At 64.7% G+C, this 14,873-nt stretch carries 14 protein-coding genes; 10 read left to right on the top strand and 4 right to left on the bottom strand.

Annotated elements, in window-relative coordinates; all coding sequences use genetic code 11:
- The 4 genes from AC1DIM_RS16825 to purU form a co-directional block, all read left to right on the top strand.
- Positions 1 to 621: lipoyl synthase (locus AC1DIM_RS16825; RefSeq protein ID WP_477711641.1), on the top strand; the 621-nt coding region annotated here is incomplete at its 5' end.
- A 51-nt stretch (positions 622 to 672) separates the two neighbouring features.
- Positions 673 to 1,506 carry a methylenetetrahydrofolate reductase gene (locus AC1DIM_RS16820; RefSeq protein WP_477711640.1) on the top strand — a complete coding sequence of 278 codons (834 nt, stop codon included), beginning with the start codon at positions 673 to 675 and terminating at the stop codon, positions 1,504 to 1,506.
- A complete protein-coding gene (gene cycA / locus AC1DIM_RS16815; protein WP_477711639.1) occupies positions 1,496 to 2,977 on the top strand; it encodes a D-serine/D-alanine/glycine transporter in 1,482 nt (493 codons plus the stop codon). Before AC1DIM_RS16820 ends, cycA begins: the two co-directional genes overlap by 11 nt.
- Positions 2,978 to 3,832 carry a formyltetrahydrofolate deformylase gene (gene purU / locus AC1DIM_RS16810; protein WP_477711638.1) on the top strand — a complete coding sequence of 285 codons (855 nt, stop codon included), beginning with the start codon at positions 2,978 to 2,980 and terminating at the stop codon, positions 3,830 to 3,832. It abuts the gene before it with no gap.
- Positions 3,833 to 3,930: 98 nt separating this feature from the next.
- Here purU and AC1DIM_RS16805 read toward each other — a convergent pair whose 3' ends face one another.
- The 3 genes from AC1DIM_RS16805 to AC1DIM_RS16795 form a co-directional block, all read right to left on the bottom strand.
- Positions 3,931 to 4,680 carry an ANTAR domain-containing protein gene (locus tag AC1DIM_RS16805; protein ID WP_477711637.1) on the bottom strand — a complete coding sequence of 250 codons (750 nt, stop codon included), beginning with the start codon at positions 4,678 to 4,680 and terminating at the stop codon, positions 3,931 to 3,933.
- Positions 4,681 to 4,902: 222 nt separating this feature from the next.
- Positions 4,903 to 5,682 (bottom strand): VOC family protein, encoded by a 780-nt coding sequence (locus tag AC1DIM_RS16800; RefSeq protein WP_477711636.1) that lies wholly within the window; start codon positions 5,680 to 5,682, stop codon positions 4,903 to 4,905.
- Positions 5,683 to 5,722: 40 nt separating this feature from the next.
- On the bottom strand, positions 5,723 to 6,895 hold the full coding sequence (locus tag AC1DIM_RS16795; RefSeq protein ID WP_477711635.1) for a Gfo/Idh/MocA family protein: 1,173 nt from the start codon (positions 6,893 to 6,895) through the stop codon (positions 5,723 to 5,725).
- Between the two features lie 360 nt (positions 6,896 to 7,255).
- Here AC1DIM_RS16795 and AC1DIM_RS16790 point away from each other — a divergent pair, with 360 nt between their 5' ends.
- The 6 genes from AC1DIM_RS16790 (at position 7,256) to AC1DIM_RS16765 (ending at position 14,481) form a co-directional block, all read left to right on the top strand.
- The gene (locus tag AC1DIM_RS16790) at positions 7,256 to 8,308 is read left to right on the top strand and encodes an NAD-dependent epimerase/dehydratase family protein (RefSeq protein ID WP_477711634.1); all 1,053 of its coding nucleotides are present in this window, start codon (positions 7,256 to 7,258) and stop codon (positions 8,306 to 8,308) included.
- A 52-nt stretch (positions 8,309 to 8,360) separates the two neighbouring features.
- Positions 8,361 to 9,917 carry an ABC transporter substrate-binding protein gene (locus AC1DIM_RS16785; protein ID WP_477711633.1) on the top strand — a complete coding sequence of 519 codons (1,557 nt, stop codon included), beginning with the start codon at positions 8,361 to 8,363 and terminating at the stop codon, positions 9,915 to 9,917.
- Positions 9,914 to 10,867: an ABC transporter permease gene (locus AC1DIM_RS16780; RefSeq protein ID WP_477711632.1), complete on the top strand. Its 954-nt coding sequence runs from the start codon at positions 9,914 to 9,916 to the stop codon at positions 10,865 to 10,867. The genes AC1DIM_RS16785 and AC1DIM_RS16780 overlap by 4 nt, the downstream gene beginning before the upstream one ends.
- On the top strand, positions 10,864 to 11,742 hold the full coding sequence (locus AC1DIM_RS16775; protein WP_477711631.1) for an ABC transporter permease: 879 nt from the start codon (positions 10,864 to 10,866) through the stop codon (positions 11,740 to 11,742). The genes AC1DIM_RS16780 and AC1DIM_RS16775 overlap by 4 nt, the downstream gene beginning before the upstream one ends.
- A complete protein-coding gene (locus AC1DIM_RS16770) occupies positions 11,739 to 13,385 on the top strand; it encodes a dipeptide ABC transporter ATP-binding protein (protein ID WP_477711630.1) in 1,647 nt (548 codons plus the stop codon). The genes AC1DIM_RS16775 and AC1DIM_RS16770 overlap by 4 nt, the downstream gene beginning before the upstream one ends.
- A gap of 61 nt (positions 13,386 to 13,446) precedes the next feature.
- Complete coding sequence (locus tag AC1DIM_RS16765; protein ID WP_477711629.1) at positions 13,447 to 14,481, top strand: LacI family DNA-binding transcriptional regulator; 1,035 nt, start codon at positions 13,447 to 13,449, stop codon at positions 14,479 to 14,481.
- A 19-nt stretch (positions 14,482 to 14,500) separates the two neighbouring features.
- Here AC1DIM_RS16765 and AC1DIM_RS16760 read toward each other — a convergent pair whose 3' ends face one another.
- The gene (locus AC1DIM_RS16760; RefSeq protein WP_477711628.1) at positions 14,501 to 14,869 is read right to left on the bottom strand and encodes a VOC family protein; all 369 of its coding nucleotides are present in this window, start codon (positions 14,867 to 14,869) and stop codon (positions 14,501 to 14,503) included.
- Positions 14,870 to 14,873: the final 4 nt, after the last annotated feature.

Genomic DNA, 14,873 nt, shown 5'->3' with positions numbered 1-14,873 from the left:
AAGAACCTGGTGAAGAAGGAAGGCCTGCACACGGTGTGTGAGGAGGCCGGCTGCCCGAACATTTTTGAGTGCTGGGAAGACAAGGAAGCCACGTTCCTGATCGGCGGCTCCGAGTGCACCCGGCGCTGTGATTTTTGCCAGATCGATACCGGCAAGCCKTCCCCGGTGGACATGTTCGAGCCCACCAAGGTGGCCCGSWSKGTCCAGGCCATGCAGCTGCGCTACGCCACCGTYACGGGTGTGGCCCGGGATGACCTCGAGGATGAGGGTGTGTGGCTGTACGCCGAGACGGTCCGGAAGATCCACCTGCGGGACCTGCACGAGGCCGGCTGTGACCTGATCACCATCACCCAGTACCTGCGCCCGTCCGAGCGGCACCTGCCGGTGGACCGCTGGGTCAAGCCGCAGGAGTTCGTGGACCTGCAGGAGGAGGCGAACGAGCTCGGGTTCCTCGGGGTGATGAGTGGCCCGCTGGTCCGTTCCTCCTACCGTGCCGGCCGGCTCTGGGCCACCGCGATGCGGAAGAAGGGCTGGGAGATCCCGGCCGAACTCGCCCACATCGAATCCTCCGGCAGCACCCGCCAGGAAGCCAGCTCACTGCTGGCCGCCCACGCCAGCTGAGCGCGCCAGTAGACCGCGCCGGTATTCAGAGCCGATAGTACGAACGGACCAATGATGTTCCCTACAAGAATCGAAATCATCCCCTCAGCCGGGATCGTGGACCAGGTCCAAAAGATGGTTCCGCTGACCACCACGCTGACCATGACGTGCCTGCCCCACCACGGCATCGAACGGACCATGCGCGCCTCGGTGGAGCTGGCCGTGCTCGGCTACAAGGTCATCCCGCACCTGGCCGCCCGCAGCATCCGTGACCGTGCCGAGCTCACCCGCATCATGCGGGAGTGCGATGTGGCAGGCATCAACGAGGTGTTTGTGATCGGCGGGGACCGGAAGAACCCGGCCGGCCCGTACGAGTCGGCCCTGCCGGTACTCGAGGACATCTCCCAGTACACCGGTGGCCTGATGCGCGCAGGCGTGGCAGGCTACCCGGAAGGCCACCCCTCGGTGGCCGCCCTGGACCTGATCGATGCCCTGCAAGGGAAGCAGCACCTGGCCACGAGCGTTGTCACCCAGATGTGTTTCTCCGCCCCAAAAATCCTCGACTTCGCGGCGCTCCTGCGCCGCGAGGGCCTGGACCTGCCCCTCTGGGCGGGCGTGGCGGGGTCCGTTCAGCGGACCAAGCTGGTCAACCTGGCCGCGCAGATCGGCGTCGGAAGTTCCCTGAAGTTCCTCAGCCGCAAAGGCCCGCTGGCGCGCAAGCTGCTCAGCGGTGACCGTTACTCACCCAACTCCCTGGTCGCCGCGCTGCACAGCCAGCCCGGCCTCGCAGGGATCCATCTTTACAGCTTCAACAACCTCGATGCGGTCCCCGATGAAGTGGGTCCCGCGTCTTCCCCTACGGCACTCCAGCCAGCACTTATTCGAGGAGCAGCACGTGAGTACTAAAACCGTCAACACCCCGGGCACGCCGCCCCACCTGGAGCGGCAGCTCAGCAACAGGCACATCCAGCTGATCGCCATTGGCGGCGCCATCGGCACAGGCCTGTTCATGGGTTCTGGCAAGACCATCTCGGCGGCCGGCCCGTCCGTCATTTTTGTCTACATGATCATCGGCTTCATGCTGTTCTTCGTGATGCGGGCCATGGGTGAACTCCTGCTCTCGAACCTGAACTACAAGTCCTTCAGCGATTTCGCCGCTGACCTGCTGGGTCCRTGGGCCGGCTTCTTCACCGGCTGGACGTACTGGTTCTGCTGGGTCATCACCGGCATCGCGGACGTCATCGCCATTGCCGGGTACTCCCAGGAACTCTGGCCGGGCGTGCAGTTGTGGATCCCGGGCATTGCCACCGTCATCATCCTCCTGGTCCTGAACCTCGCCACCGTGAAGGCGTTCGGTGAGACCGAATTCTGGTTCGCGCTGATCAAGATCATCGCCATCGCGGCCCTGATCATCGTGGGCCTCTTCATGATCTTCAGCGGTTTCCAGTCCGACGCCGGCCCTGCCACCTTCTCCAACCTGTGGAGCCACGGCGGCATGTTCCCGAACGAGTTCATGGGCTTTGTTGCCGGCTTCCAGATCGCCGTGTTCGCCTTCGTTGGCATTGAACTCGTGGGCACCACCGCCGCCGAGGCCAAGGACCCGGAGAAGAACCTGCCCAAGGCCATCAACTCCATCCCCATCCGCGTGCTGCTTTTCTACGTGGGCGCCCTCATCATCCTCATGTCCGTCACCCCGTGGACCCAGTTCCAGGCCGGCCACAGCCCGTTCATTGCCATGTTCTCCCTGGCCGGCCTCGGCGCCGCGGCCACCATCGTGAACCTGGTGGTGCTCACCTCGGCCATGTCCTCGGCCAACTCCGGCATCTACTCCACCTCCCGCATGGTCTACGGCCTGGCCCAGGAGGGCGACGCGCCGGGCGTGTTCAGCCGCCTGTCCCGCCGCAAGGTGCCGCAGAACGCCCTGTTCCTCTCCTGCGTCCTGCTGCTCTCCGGCGTCATCCTCATGTACGCGGGCAAGGACATCGGCCTGGCCTTCGACATGGTCACCACCGTCTCGGCCGTCTGCTTCGTCTTTGTCTGGTCCATCATCCTGGCCAGCTACCTGAAGTTCCGCTCGCGCCGTCCGCACCTGCATGAGGGCTCCAAGTACAAGATGCCCGGCGGCATCCCCATGGTCTGGGTGGTCTTCGCGTTCTTCGCCTTCGTGCTGTGGGCGCTCACCACGCAGCCTGACACTTTCCTGGCACTGCTGGTCACCCCCATCTGGTTCTTCGTCCTCGGCATCGCCTGGTTCATCCTGCGCAAGCGCCCCTCCCACCTGGCCCGCTACGCCGAGTTCCAGAAGGACCTCGCCGGCGAGAAGGTGGTGGCGGATGAGAAGGCCGCTGCCGAGGCCAAAGCAGACCGGGAGCGCTAAATGGAAACCGAACACGTCCTCACCGTCAACTGCGCCGAGTCGCCGGGCATCGTCCACGCGATCACGGGTTTCCTGCTGGACCACGACTGCGACATCATCGACACCAAGCACTTCGGTGACCGGCAGGCGCAGCAGTTCTTCATGCGGGTGCACTTCGCCTCCGGCGCGAAGGAGTTCAGCACCGAGGAACTGCGCCGGGACTTCGAGCCGCTGGCAGCCGAATGGGCCATGAACTGGCAGCTGGAGCCGAACGGCCGCAAACGCCGGGTCCTGGTGATGGTGTCCAAGTTCGGGCACTGCCTCAACGACCTGCTGTTCCGGGCCCGCACCGGGGATCTGCCGGTGGACATCGTGGCCGTGGTCTCCAACCACACGGACCACGAGGACCTGGTCAAGTGGCACAACATCCCGTTCTTCCACCTGCCGGTCACCAAGGAAACCAAGCCGGCCCAGGAAGCGCGGCTGCTGGAAATCGTGGACGAGTTTGATGTGGAGCTGGTGGTCCTGGCCCGCTACATGCAGGTCCTCAGCGATGAGCTGTCCGCGAAGCTGACGGGCAAAACCATCAACATCCACCACTCGTTCCTGCCCAGCTTCAAGGGTGCCAAGCCGTACCACCAGGCGTACGACCGCGGCGTAAAAACCGTGGGTGCCACGGCGCACTACGTCAACGCCGAGCTGGATGAGGGACCGATCATCGCCCAGCAGGTCATCGAGGTGGACCACACCCACACGGCCGAGGATCTGGTGCGGGTGGGCCGCGACGCAGAGTGCAAGGCGCTCAGCAACGCGGTGCGCTGGCACTGTGAAGGCCGGGTAATGCTCGACGGCGGGCGGACAGTCATTCTGCGCTGACCGTCCTGCGCGTCCCCGCCCAACTGGGTCGCAGCAGATGTCCTTGTGAGCCCTCATAAGGGCATCTGCTGCGACTTACATTTGGGGGAGTGAAGCGGTCAGGCGCGGGCTGTGAAGTGACTGGCCGGGACACCGCCGGGCAGGACCTGCAGGAGGCCCTCGGCAACGTCACGGATGGTCAGGTTCCGCTGCTTCGATTCCTGAAGGAGCATCTGGTGGGCGGCCTCGTAGGAGCAGCCGTTCTGCCCCATGAGCACGCCGCACGCGGTGTTGATCACGGTGCTGCTGGCAAGAGTGGCGCGGTGTTCGGCGGACAGGGCCAAATCGGCACGGTGCTTCAGCGCCAGCCGGAGGCTCGTGGCCGCCACGCCGGCGAAGACTAGAACCTTGGCGGCGACAACGGGAGAGAACACGTTCGCCGTCGCGGAATAGAGGGTCAGGGCAGCGCTGTAACCGTGTTCCAGCGGCAGGGGGATTGCGACGGCGGATCGGTAACCGGCCGCCGTGAGGCTGGCACAGTACTCCGGCCAGCGCGGGTCCGGGCAGCGGTCGTTGAGGATGATGGACAGCCGGCCCCGCAGGGCACGCGAAGTGGGGCCCGCAGCGGTGCGCTGATCCCACCGGGAAAGCTCGACGGCGGCACCTTCAGTACTTGCCCCAATGCAGGGCGTCCCGTCCGGCCTCACCACCGTCACAGTGCTCTCCACCGGCCAGCATGAAAGGCGGCTTATCGACGACGCGACGAGCTGCGCCAGGGAACCCGCCAGGGCCGCCTCCGAATGGCCATGGATATCCAGCAGGGCTCCCGAGCCGGAACCACGCCAGATCATATGTTGTTCAATTAGCATGCCCAAACCCCCAGAGTCGGTATGCATCATCGTAGGGAGGCGAGGCACGCAGGACAAGGGTAGGGGGTACCCGACTTTCGTCTTCAGGACGCCGAACCAAGTGTGTACCGGGTCGCAAATATTTGGATCGGCGCCTCCCGGACCTCCGTTAGGAGCTCACCAAAAGGGCGCCGCGGGCCGGACGGAAGATCGTCCAGCCTGCGGCGCCCACATGCAGCAGATCTAGAGCGTGCTGAGTTCGGGACGGTCCAGCAGTTCGATCCTGACGCCGTCGGGGTCGGTCAGGTAGGCGTTGCGGCCAACGCCGGACTTGGATGCAGCGGACGGAACAGCAGGCGACACGCCACGGCCAGCCAGCACCGCAAGGGTCTCGTCAACGTTCTCCACGCGCAGGGCGAAGTGGGGGAAGCGATCCGTGCCCTCCTCGGCAACGCGGAGGCTCAGGACGTCGTAGCCAATGTTGTGGAAGGACCGGGTGGGGGTGCCGCCGTCGCGTGGCATGTTGAGGACGTGTGCCATGCCCATGGTCTTGGCAAAGAACTCCGAGGCCTCATCGAGGTCATCCACGCCGTATGCGTAGTGGTCGAAGCCCTTGATCAGGCCGTCGCCCGCATCGGCGATCCGGAAGTCCACATCGCGTTCCAGGAGCTCGATCCGGGCGCCGTCCGGACGGCGCAGGAACGCCAGCGTGCCTTTGCCGGTGCCGGCCTTCTTGGGGGCTTCGTCCCCGGTGCAGCCGGCGTCGATAAGTCGCTGGTAATCGCCTTCCAGGTCGTCGGTCATAAACGCCAGGTGGTCGATGCCGTACTTCCACCCAGCCGGAGCGTTGGGGTTGAAGACGAGTTCAATCATGCCGCCAGCCAGCTGCAGGTAAACCACCTGGACCTGGGGGCCTTCGATGGTGTGGTGAAAGACTTTTTTGGCGTCCAGCTTGGCGTAGAAGTCCAGGGTCGCGTCAATGTCCTCGACGAAGATACCGAAGTGGTTGAGTTCATAAATCATGGTTCTGCTCCTTTGTGTTTTTAAGCGAAACTCGGTTGGTTTACAGCAGGACGCGCTGGCCCGCTTCCGCGGATTCATAAGCTGCGTAGATCACATCGACTACGTCGCTGGCCAGTTCCAGCCCTGCGACAGGCTGGCGTCCCTCGGCGATGCATTCCATAAAGTCCTGCATTTCCTGGGGGTAGCCTTTGGCCCAGTCTTCGTCGGGTGAGGCGGAGATCCAGCCGGCCCGGCTCTCCACCTTTTCGTGCAGACTTTCGTCGCCGAAGGCGGCATGGTCGGGTGTGAAAACCTGCAGGGAGGAATTCGGCGTCATCTTGTTATGGAAGACGGCGTTCGTTGTGTAGACCTCGAAGGTGTTCCTGATGCCGCCGAGCATGGCAAAGGAGGCATTAACAACGGCTTTGGTGCCATCCTCGAAATTCATCACGAGGTTGGCCCACGTTTCCACGTCTTTCCAATCGTTGACGAGCCAGTTGCGGCTCCCGGACCGGCGCACGGCGGCACTCGAGTAGAGGGCTGCGGTCTCCGCCGTCACTGACTCCACGCGGATTGGCTTGGCGTCTAAAAGCTCGCCCTCGAAGGCTTTCAAGTGCAGTGCTGCTGCAATGGGGTGGGCTCCCAGTGTCAGCAGCGCGCCTCCTCCTGCTGTTTCCCGACGGCGGGTGGCGGCGGCGTGTGAGCCGCTGTGGCTCTGTTCCGCACGGATGTCGACGACGGATCCCCCTGAGGCGCGCATGAGGGTCTTGGTTTTGGTGGTGGCCGGTGCGTAAATCCAGTTTTCGGCGTAAAGGAACTGGGTTCCTGCCTGTTGCACCGCCTCCCTGATGGTGGCCAGCGATGCCTGGGCTTCTTCCCGTTCCCGGATGGCACGCATGAGGCCCTGGTCCTTCGCTGGCCCGAAGGATCCGGTGAGCGGCTTCTCGCAGATGACGTGCTTCCCGGCCTGCGCCGCCTCAATGACGATGTTGCCGTGCAGGGCGTTCGGGGTGCAGATGGACACGACGTCGATGCTCGGATCGGCGAGGAGTTCCTCGTAGGTCGCATAGGAATTCGGAATGCTATGTTTGCGCGCAAACATGTCGGCGCTCTGCCTGCTCCTGGCCGTGACGGCCTGGACTTTGACGTCCACTCCGTAAACGCGCTGGAGCGCCTCGACGTGCAGGCCGGCAGCGAATCCTGATCCGATGACGCCGACCGAAACTGATCCCATTGCTGACTCCCTTGTGTGCTGGCTTATGTGGATATTCACAGGACGAACGGCTTTCGCGGTCCCGCAAGCTGGTGGCGGCACTCACACCAGCTGGCCCGGCGTGAATCAGTCTGCAACAGAATGCAACAAACTGTCAATACGTTTCAGGCATGCAAATCCTTGCAGTTGTGGGCATTTTCCAGAGTTTGCCGAATCATCGAGTGCAACAAATGAGAAGTTATGCCGCAACACTTGACAAGCAGCGCAGCAACAATTCATTGTGTTACGAGTCACATGAAACATTCCGCCCCATGATTCAGGAGCAGTGCACATGAAAGCGTTCCCTCCCTCGCCGCGGACCCCGCGGGTCAGGACCTTAAGTTGACCGGGCCCAATGCCCTGGTCATCGGCGGTTCCGGCCAGATAGGGCAGGCCGCCACGGTGCGGCTTCTCGAGGATGGCTGGGACGTCACGGTCGCCAGCCGCGGGCAGGCCAAGCCGCCGGGCGGCGCCCACTTCCGCCAGGTGGACCGCGCAGACGATGAGAGCATGGATGCCGTCCTCAAGGAGGGCTTCGATGTGGTGGTGGATGTGGTGGCCTTCGATCCGCAGCACGTTGACCAGTTGTCGCGCCATGCAGGTGTCATCGGCTCGATCGTTGCCATCTCCACAGGCGGCCTCTACGTGGACCCGCAGGGCCGGGCGCTCGAATCCATCACTGACCTTGAAAGCAGCCCCCGGTTCAACGGGCCGGTCCCGGAGTCGGCCCGCACGGTGGACACCGGAACCGGCACCTACGCCAGCCGGAAACGGGCCGTCGAACTGGCCCTGGCGAACGGACCGGTTCCCGCAACGGTGATCCGTCCCGCAACGGTGCATGGCCCGAATACCCCGCAGGCCAGGGAATGGTTCTACGCGCGGCGCATCCTCGATGGGCGCCGGACCTTTGTCCTGGGCTTCGACGGGCAGGGCAGCTACCACCCCGTCTCCACCGGCAACCTCGCCGAAATGATCCGGCTGGCCGCACGAAATCCCGGGCACCGGATCCTGAATGCGGGGGACCCGGGCTCACCAACCGAGCATGACATCGCCAAAGGCATCGCTGAGGCCATGAACGTCAGTGTCGACTTCGTGCTGGTCCCGGGCCAACCACCGGTGGCTTCACCGTGGTCACTCCCCGCTCCGGTTTTCCTGGACACGGAAGCGGCGCGGACCCAGCTCGGCTACGAGCCCGTCCTGACCTACGCCGCCGGAGTGGCGCGGACCGTCGACTCCCTGTTGCGGGACGTTGCCTCCGGCGCTTTCCACGAACGGCTTGCCAACAGCAAGTTCGGCAACCCGGGCCTCGGTGTCCGGACATTCTTCGGCGGGACTTCGGACCCGTTCGATTACGACGCTGAAGACCGCGTCATATCCACGTTCCAACCCACGTAACCCTGGCCGTTGATACGGCCATTAGTTAAGGCATGAAACAAGGAGAAACAGCATGAACGCAAAACGCTCATTGCGGATCTACCAGGCCGGCATTGTCGCCGCCTCGGTGGTGGCCCTCACTGCCTGCGGCGGCGGCACCGCCGGCCCCGCAGCAGAAACGGGACCCCTGGCACCGCGCGACAGCATCGTCGTGGCCATGCCGGCGGCGAGCCAGAGCCTGAACCCGGCGGCAACGCAGTCGCCTACGGACAGGATCCAGCAGCAGCTCACCAACGGCACCCTTTTCACCCTGGCACCTGACGGTAAGGTCACGCCGGGCCTCGCCACGGACTTCAATTTCAACGCGGATTACACGCAGGGAACGGCCACGCTGCAGAAGGGCCTGAAGTTCTCCGACAGCTCTCCGCTGACGGCTAAGGATGTGGCCGCCTCCTTCGACTTCGCACGCACCGCCAAAGGGAGCTCGCTGGCTTCCTACCTGACGCCGCTCGCCTCGGTGACGGCCACCGATGAAACAACCGTGACGTTCAACTTCAGCTCCCCGTACCCGTCGTTCAAATCGTTCCTTCCCCTTGGATCCTTCGGGGTCTATCCTTCCGAAGCCCTCGCGGCCGGCGTCGACCCCTATTTCAATAAGCTCAACGTCACTTCCGGACAGTACACGGTGAAGTCCGCCTGGGCTGGTGACGAACTGAAGCTCACCGCCAACGAGCAGTACAACGGCCCGCAGCCGCTGGCGAAGGAAGTGACCATTAAGATCGTCTCCGATGCCAACAGCGCCATCAGCCAGATGGAAAGCGGCCAGATTGACTTCGCCGGTGACCTCGCGCCCAACTTCCTGAACTCCCTGGGCGGCACGGACAAGATCAAGGTCCACTACACTCCCGTAAATGGTTTCTACGATTTGCGTTTGTGGAACCCGTCCGGCCCGTTCTCGGATGTGAACATGCGCAAGGCCGTCAACGAAGCCTTGGACAGGCCTGCCATCGTCAACGCCATCTGGGGCGACGGCAACGTTCCCCAGACAGGGTTCTGGCCGTCCTACATGCCGGGCCACGAGGCCGACCGCAATAAGCCCCGCAATCTTGATGCAGCCAGGAAGTACCTGTCCCAGACCGAAAACTGCAAGACCGGCTGCACGGTCAACATGATGTACCAGGACCAGTCCCACCCGTTCGCTTCCCAGTTCGCCCTCCTGGTCCAGAGCCAACTCGCCGAGATCGGCATCACCGTCAAGCTGGACAAGGTGGACGCCGCAACGGCCACCAAGCGCGGACGCGCCGGCGACTACGAGATGTACCCCGGTTCCATGCCGACCACCGGCGACAACCCGGACACCCTGCTCAACAACGCAGTGCTCGGTGGCGCACCCACCAACGCCGAGTTCACCGGCTACAACAACCCCAAGATGAATGACATCGTCAAGGTTGTCCGCGAAAACCTGGGTGACACGCGCACGAAGGCCCTGGCCGACGTCGAGAAGCAGTTCGCCGAGGACCAGCCGTACGTTATCTTCGCCCCCTGGGTCCGTGGCGCAGCCACCACCTTGCCGGACGGTTTCTTCGCCCTGCAGGACTCCCGCGGACAGATTGGCAGCGTCACCAAATGAAACTGGGCGCAGGAGCGCGGCGGCTGGCACTCAGGGCAGGCCAATCCATTGGGACCGTCGGATTCATCGTAGTTCTGGTCTTCCTGCTGGCCAGGCTGATCCCGGGTGACCCTGTTGAGGTCATCCTGGGCATCGAGTACACCCCGGAAACTGCAGCGGACCTGCGCCGAGAGCTCAACCTCGACAAGTCACCCCTGGAACAGTTCGCCAGCTACATCGGCGGCCTGTTCCAGGGGGACCTGGGCACCTCACTGGCCCAACGCGGCCGTTCGGTATCGGCCGTCATTGGCGGGGCCATGCCCACCACGCTCGCGGTGGTGATCATGGCAATCCTTGTCGCAGTACTGCTGGGCACCGTCCTGGGCCTGGTGGCGGCAACCAGCCGCCGCAAGGGCGTGGACGTGGCCGTCCGCACGTGGGTCATGCTGTCCTACGCCATCCCCACGTTCCTCATCGGGCTCCTCCTGATCCTGGTCTTCGCCATCCGGCTGGACTGGCTCCCGGCCGGCGGCTGGGCCGCGAAGTACCCGCAGAACTTCACCTTCCTCATCCTTCCCGGGCTGGCATTGTCAGCCCACCTCGCCCCCGTCATTGCCCGCGCTGTCAGGCAGTCGGCCATTGACGTGAGCGGGCAGCAGTACATTGAGGCCGCCATGGCCCGCGGCCTGCCGCGGCGCGTGCTCAACTTCCGCCACATCCTGCCCAACAGCGTGATGCCGGTCATCACGCTGGTCGGCATCAGCTTTGGCTCCCTGCTGACGGGCGCCATCATCATCGAGGCTGTCTTCGGGCTTCCCGGCCTCGGCGCGGAGATGATCAAAGGCGTCATCAACCGCGATTATCCGGTCATCCAGGGCATTGCGCTGATCACGGCGATCGGCGTTGTGCTCAGCAGCTTCCTGGCCGAACTGGCTTACACACTTGTCGACCCACGTGCGAGGCGATCATGAACAAACGCAAACCCCTGGCCCTGGGCTGGCTCCGCCGGCTCGTCGGCGCGAAGGCCAGCCTCATCATCGGGGCATCGGTCTTTGGCCTGATCGTCCTGATGTGCATTTTCGTTCCCATCCTGTCCCCGTACGCCCCTGACGCCCTCGTGGCAAGGGCCCTGCAGGCGCCCAGCCTGGCCCATCCCTTCGGGACCGACGGCGTGGGGCGGGACCTGTTCGTCCGCACCTTCGCCGGTGGCCGGATCGACCTCGTGGCCGCCGTCGTCGTGGCCGGTTCCGTGTTCATCATCGGCACCACCCTTGGCACGCTCGCCGGGGCCACCCGGCTGGGCTGGCTTGAAGGCACGCTGATGCGGTTCGTGGACGCCGTGATCGCGTTCCCCACCGTGATCCTGCTGCTGGCCCTCGTGGTGGTTTTCGGGAAGGTGGAGGCGGGTGGCCTCGCCCCGGCCGGTCTCCTGGCGGCCATGGCCGGTCTGATGCTGGTGATGTGGTCCAGCTACGCCCGGATGGCGCACGGCCAGGCCCTGGCCATGCGGAACTCGGACTTCATCCTGGCCACCCGCGTGTCGGGGCTGTCACCGCTGCGCGTGGTGATGCGGCACATCGTTCCGGGCGTTGCCCGGGTGAACCTGGCCCTGGCGGTGGGTGACCTGGTGCTCGTTGCCGTCATCCTTTCCTCGCTGCCGTTCCTTGGCGTCGGTGTCCAGCCGCCCGCTGCGGAGTGGGGAAGCATCATGTACGAAGGCCGCGGCTTCCTGCGCCAGGCGTGGTGGATCACACTGTTCCCCGGCGCCGTGCTGGCCCTGACGGGCCTCTCGCTGAGCTTCATGGCAGATTCACTCCTCGATTCCCGAAAGAAGGCAACGGCATGACCGCGGTATCCTCTGGAAGCCCGCTCCTGAGCGTCTCCGGACTGTCGGTGGAACTGGCCGGACGCCAGGTCCTGCACGACGTCTCCTTCGAGATCGCCCGCGGCGAAGCCTTCGCCCTGGTGGGCGAGTCCGGCTCCGGCAAGACCGTCACCGCCCGGGTGGTGACCGGGCTGCTGGATAACATCGGGGGCCGGATCACCGGCGGCACTGTAACGTTCGACGGCGTCGGGCTGGGTCAGGGGGACACCCCGGAGCGGCAGAAGTTGCGGGGGCGCCGGATCGCCCTGGTGCCCCAGGCCTCCCTTTCGAGCCTCAACCCGGTGATCCGGATCGGCAAGCAGATTGCCGAAACCGTGCGCTTCCTGGACCCGGAATCGGATCAGCGGGCGCGTTCGCTGGAACTGCTGGAACAGGTCCAGCTGCCGCGGCCCAACGCCCTGCTCAAGGCCTACCCGCACGAGCTCTCCGGTGGCATGCGCCAACGTGTGATGATCGCGCTGGCCCTGGCCGGACGGCCTGAGCTTATTGTCGCGGACGAGCCCACCACCGCACTCGATGTGACGGTGCAGGCCGGAATCCTGAGCCTGATCCGGGAGCTGAAGGAAGAAACGGGCATGACGCTGATGCTGATCGCCCACGACCTTGCCGTGGTGAATATGGTCGCGGACAGCGTTGCCGTGATGCGGCAGGGGCGCCTCATTGAAAGCGGCTCCACCCAGACGGTCTTGACTACCCCTAGCCACCCCTACACGCGGGCCATGCTGGCGGCACGTCCCGAAGCCACGCCGGCCGGTGAGACGCTCACTGTCCTGGACCGGACCACCGGGGAACTGCGCAAGCCGGAACAGCCCGAAGCGCGGGAGGTGGCCCCGGACGTCCTGATGTCAGTGCAGAGCGTCAGCGTTACCTACCCGGGGACGGTCACGCCGTCGTTGGCTCCCATCAGCATGGACATTAAGGCCGGCAAGTCCATCGGCATTGTGGGGGAGAGCGGCAGCGGCAAGACGACGCTGGGCCGCGTCCTCGTCGGCGCACTGCAGCCCACCACGGGTGACATCCGGTTGGAGGGGCAGAACCTGGCCGAGGTGAACTGGCGGCACCCGGCGCGCCGCTCGGTCCAGATGATCTTCCAGGACCCGTACGGCTCGCTGACGCCGTGGCGCACGCCCCGCCAGGCCGTGGCCGAGGTGTTTATGCGGTGGGACAAACTACCCAAGCGGGATGCACTGCGCAGGGCAGGGGAGCTGCTCAACGAGGTGGGGCTGCCCGACGAGGCGATGGATAAGTCGCCGTCCAAGCTGAGCGGTGGCCAGTGCCAGCGGGTGGGCATCGCCCGGGCACTTGCCAGCGACCCGAAGATTCTGGTGGCCGATGAGCCGACGTCGTCCCTGGACATTTCGTCCCAGGCGCAGATCCTGAACCTGCTCATGGGACTGCGGGCAAGCCGCGGGCTGTCCCTGGTGGTCATCTCCCATGACCTGTCGGTGATCCGCCACATGGCGGACACCGCCATCGTGATGAAGAATGGCGAGGTGGTGGAGGCCGACACCACGGAGCTTCTGTTCACGTCGCCCCAGGCCGACTACACTCGGCAGCTTGTGGCGTCAACGCCAACACTCAGCGATGTTCAGGCGTCCATGTGATGTTGACCCTAAAATAGGATGCAAACGGTTTCATGGACAATCATTCACGAAAGGGGACGTAATGGCTGACAAGGTCACGGTAAGGGATGTGGCGGCAGAAGCTAAAGTCTCCGCGTCCACCGTCTCCCGCGCTTTGTCTTCAGAGGACCTGGTTGCACCCGAGACGCGCCGCCGCATCCTTGAGGTGGCCCAGAACCTGGGTTACCGGCCCAGCCCGGTAGCCCAGGGCCTGGTGGCAGGGCGTTCCAGGACCATCGGGCTGCTGGTCCCTGATATCGAGCACCCCTGCTATTCGGCCATTGCCAAGGGTGTGTACGGGCAGGCCCTGCGTGAGGGCTACTCGGTGGTGATTGCGGACTCGGACAACGATGCGTCGTATGAGATCGAGGCGGCCCGCCGGCTGCAGGACCTTACGGACGGGCTCATTGTCTGTTCGTCCAAGATGTCGGAGAAGGACATCGAGTCGCTGAACGCGGCGGGGCCAGTGGTGCTGTCCAACCGGGTCTGCCCGGGCGTCGCGGATGTGGGCTTTGATTCCACGGAAACGGTCCGCCAGGCCGTGGAGCACCTGCACGCGCTGGGTCACCGAAGCATTGCCTACGCGGGCGGCCCGGAGGGGTCCTGGTCCGATGAGAAGCGCAGGGTGGGCCTTGCCGCCACGGCCCCGAAACTGGCTGGGCTTGAGATCACGGACCTGGGCCATTTCGAGCCGGGGTTCGGCGGCGGCGGGTCCGCCGCGGACCTTGCCATGGCCTCGGGGGCGACGGCAGTCTTGGCGTTCAACGACTTTATGGCGCTGGAGATCATGGCCCGCCTGAGGCGCCGGGGCTACCGCGTCCCGGACGACTTCAGCGTGGTGGGCATCGACGATATCCAGTCCGCGAACCTGACCTCGCCTGCCCTGACCACGGTCCGGACCCCGCTGCGGCAGATCGGCCAGGCAACGGTCAACCGGCTGCTGGACATTGTGGACCCGCAAGCGGCGCCGCGTCCGGCAGTCAAGCTCCCGGTGGGGCTGGTGGTGCGGGAATCCACGTCGCCTCCCACAGGACGGGCAGCGGTGAAGAACAAGGCCCCCATGGAGCACGTGGCCTAGCGGTCAAGCTGTGGCGCGCTTACCGCGCCGGGATCTCCTGGATGACCCAGCGGTTGCCGTCCGGGTCGCTGAAGTAGGCGAAGGCGAACCCGCCCATGTCCTGGGCCTCGCTGACGGGGGCGCCGCGGCGGACCAGCTCAGTGCGGGCCTCAGCCATGTCCGGCACCACCAGCTGCAGGCCTTCAAGGCTGCCCGGGGTCATGCCGGTCATGCCGGTGCCGATCACAATCGACGCCGCAGAGCCCGGCGGGGTCAGCTGGACCACGCGCATCCCGGGAATGTGTTCGACGTCGTGATCGAGCACGAAGCCGAGCTGGTCAGTGTAGAAGGCCTTGGCGCGGTCCACATCGGAGACGGGCACCTGCACAACCTCGAGTCGGAGTTCCATGTGC

Source organism: Pseudarthrobacter sp. 01T43 (genome assembly GCF_056398665.1).
Note: the sequence above shows the minus strand (reverse complement) of the source record. Positions and strands in the feature narration are given on the sequence as shown.

What these genes read in the sequence shown, in the direction of transcription:
- AC1DIM_RS16820 (WP_477711640.1), top strand. Translation starts at nt 673, where the DNA reads ATGATGTTCCCTACAAGAATCGAAATCATCCCCTCAGCCGGGATCGTG.
- purU (WP_477711638.1), top strand. Translation starts at nt 2,978, where the DNA reads ATGGAAACCGAACACGTCCTCACCGTCAACTGCGCCGAGTCGCCGGGC.
- AC1DIM_RS16805 (WP_477711637.1), bottom strand. Translation starts at nt 4,680, where the DNA reads ATGCTAATTGAACAACATATGATCTGGCGTGGTTCCGGCTCGGGAGCC.
- AC1DIM_RS16800 (WP_477711636.1), bottom strand. Translation starts at nt 5,682, where the DNA reads ATGATTTATGAACTCAACCACTTCGGTATCTTCGTCGAGGACATTGAC.
- AC1DIM_RS16795 (WP_477711635.1), bottom strand. Translation starts at nt 6,895, where the DNA reads ATGGGATCAGTTTCGGTCGGCGTCATCGGATCAGGATTCGCTGCCGGC.
- AC1DIM_RS16785 (WP_477711633.1), top strand. Translation starts at nt 8,361, where the DNA reads ATGAACGCAAAACGCTCATTGCGGATCTACCAGGCCGGCATTGTCGCC.
- AC1DIM_RS16780 (WP_477711632.1), top strand. Translation starts at nt 9,914, where the DNA reads ATGAAACTGGGCGCAGGAGCGCGGCGGCTGGCACTCAGGGCAGGCCAA.
- AC1DIM_RS16775 (WP_477711631.1), top strand. Translation starts at nt 10,864, where the DNA reads ATGAACAAACGCAAACCCCTGGCCCTGGGCTGGCTCCGCCGGCTCGTC.
- AC1DIM_RS16770 (WP_477711630.1), top strand. Translation starts at nt 11,739, where the DNA reads ATGACCGCGGTATCCTCTGGAAGCCCGCTCCTGAGCGTCTCCGGACTG.
- AC1DIM_RS16765 (WP_477711629.1), top strand. Translation starts at nt 13,447, where the DNA reads ATGGCTGACAAGGTCACGGTAAGGGATGTGGCGGCAGAAGCTAAAGTC.
- AC1DIM_RS16760 (WP_477711628.1), bottom strand. Translation starts at nt 14,869, where the DNA reads ATGGAACTCCGACTCGAGGTTGTGCAGGTGCCCGTCTCCGATGTGGAC.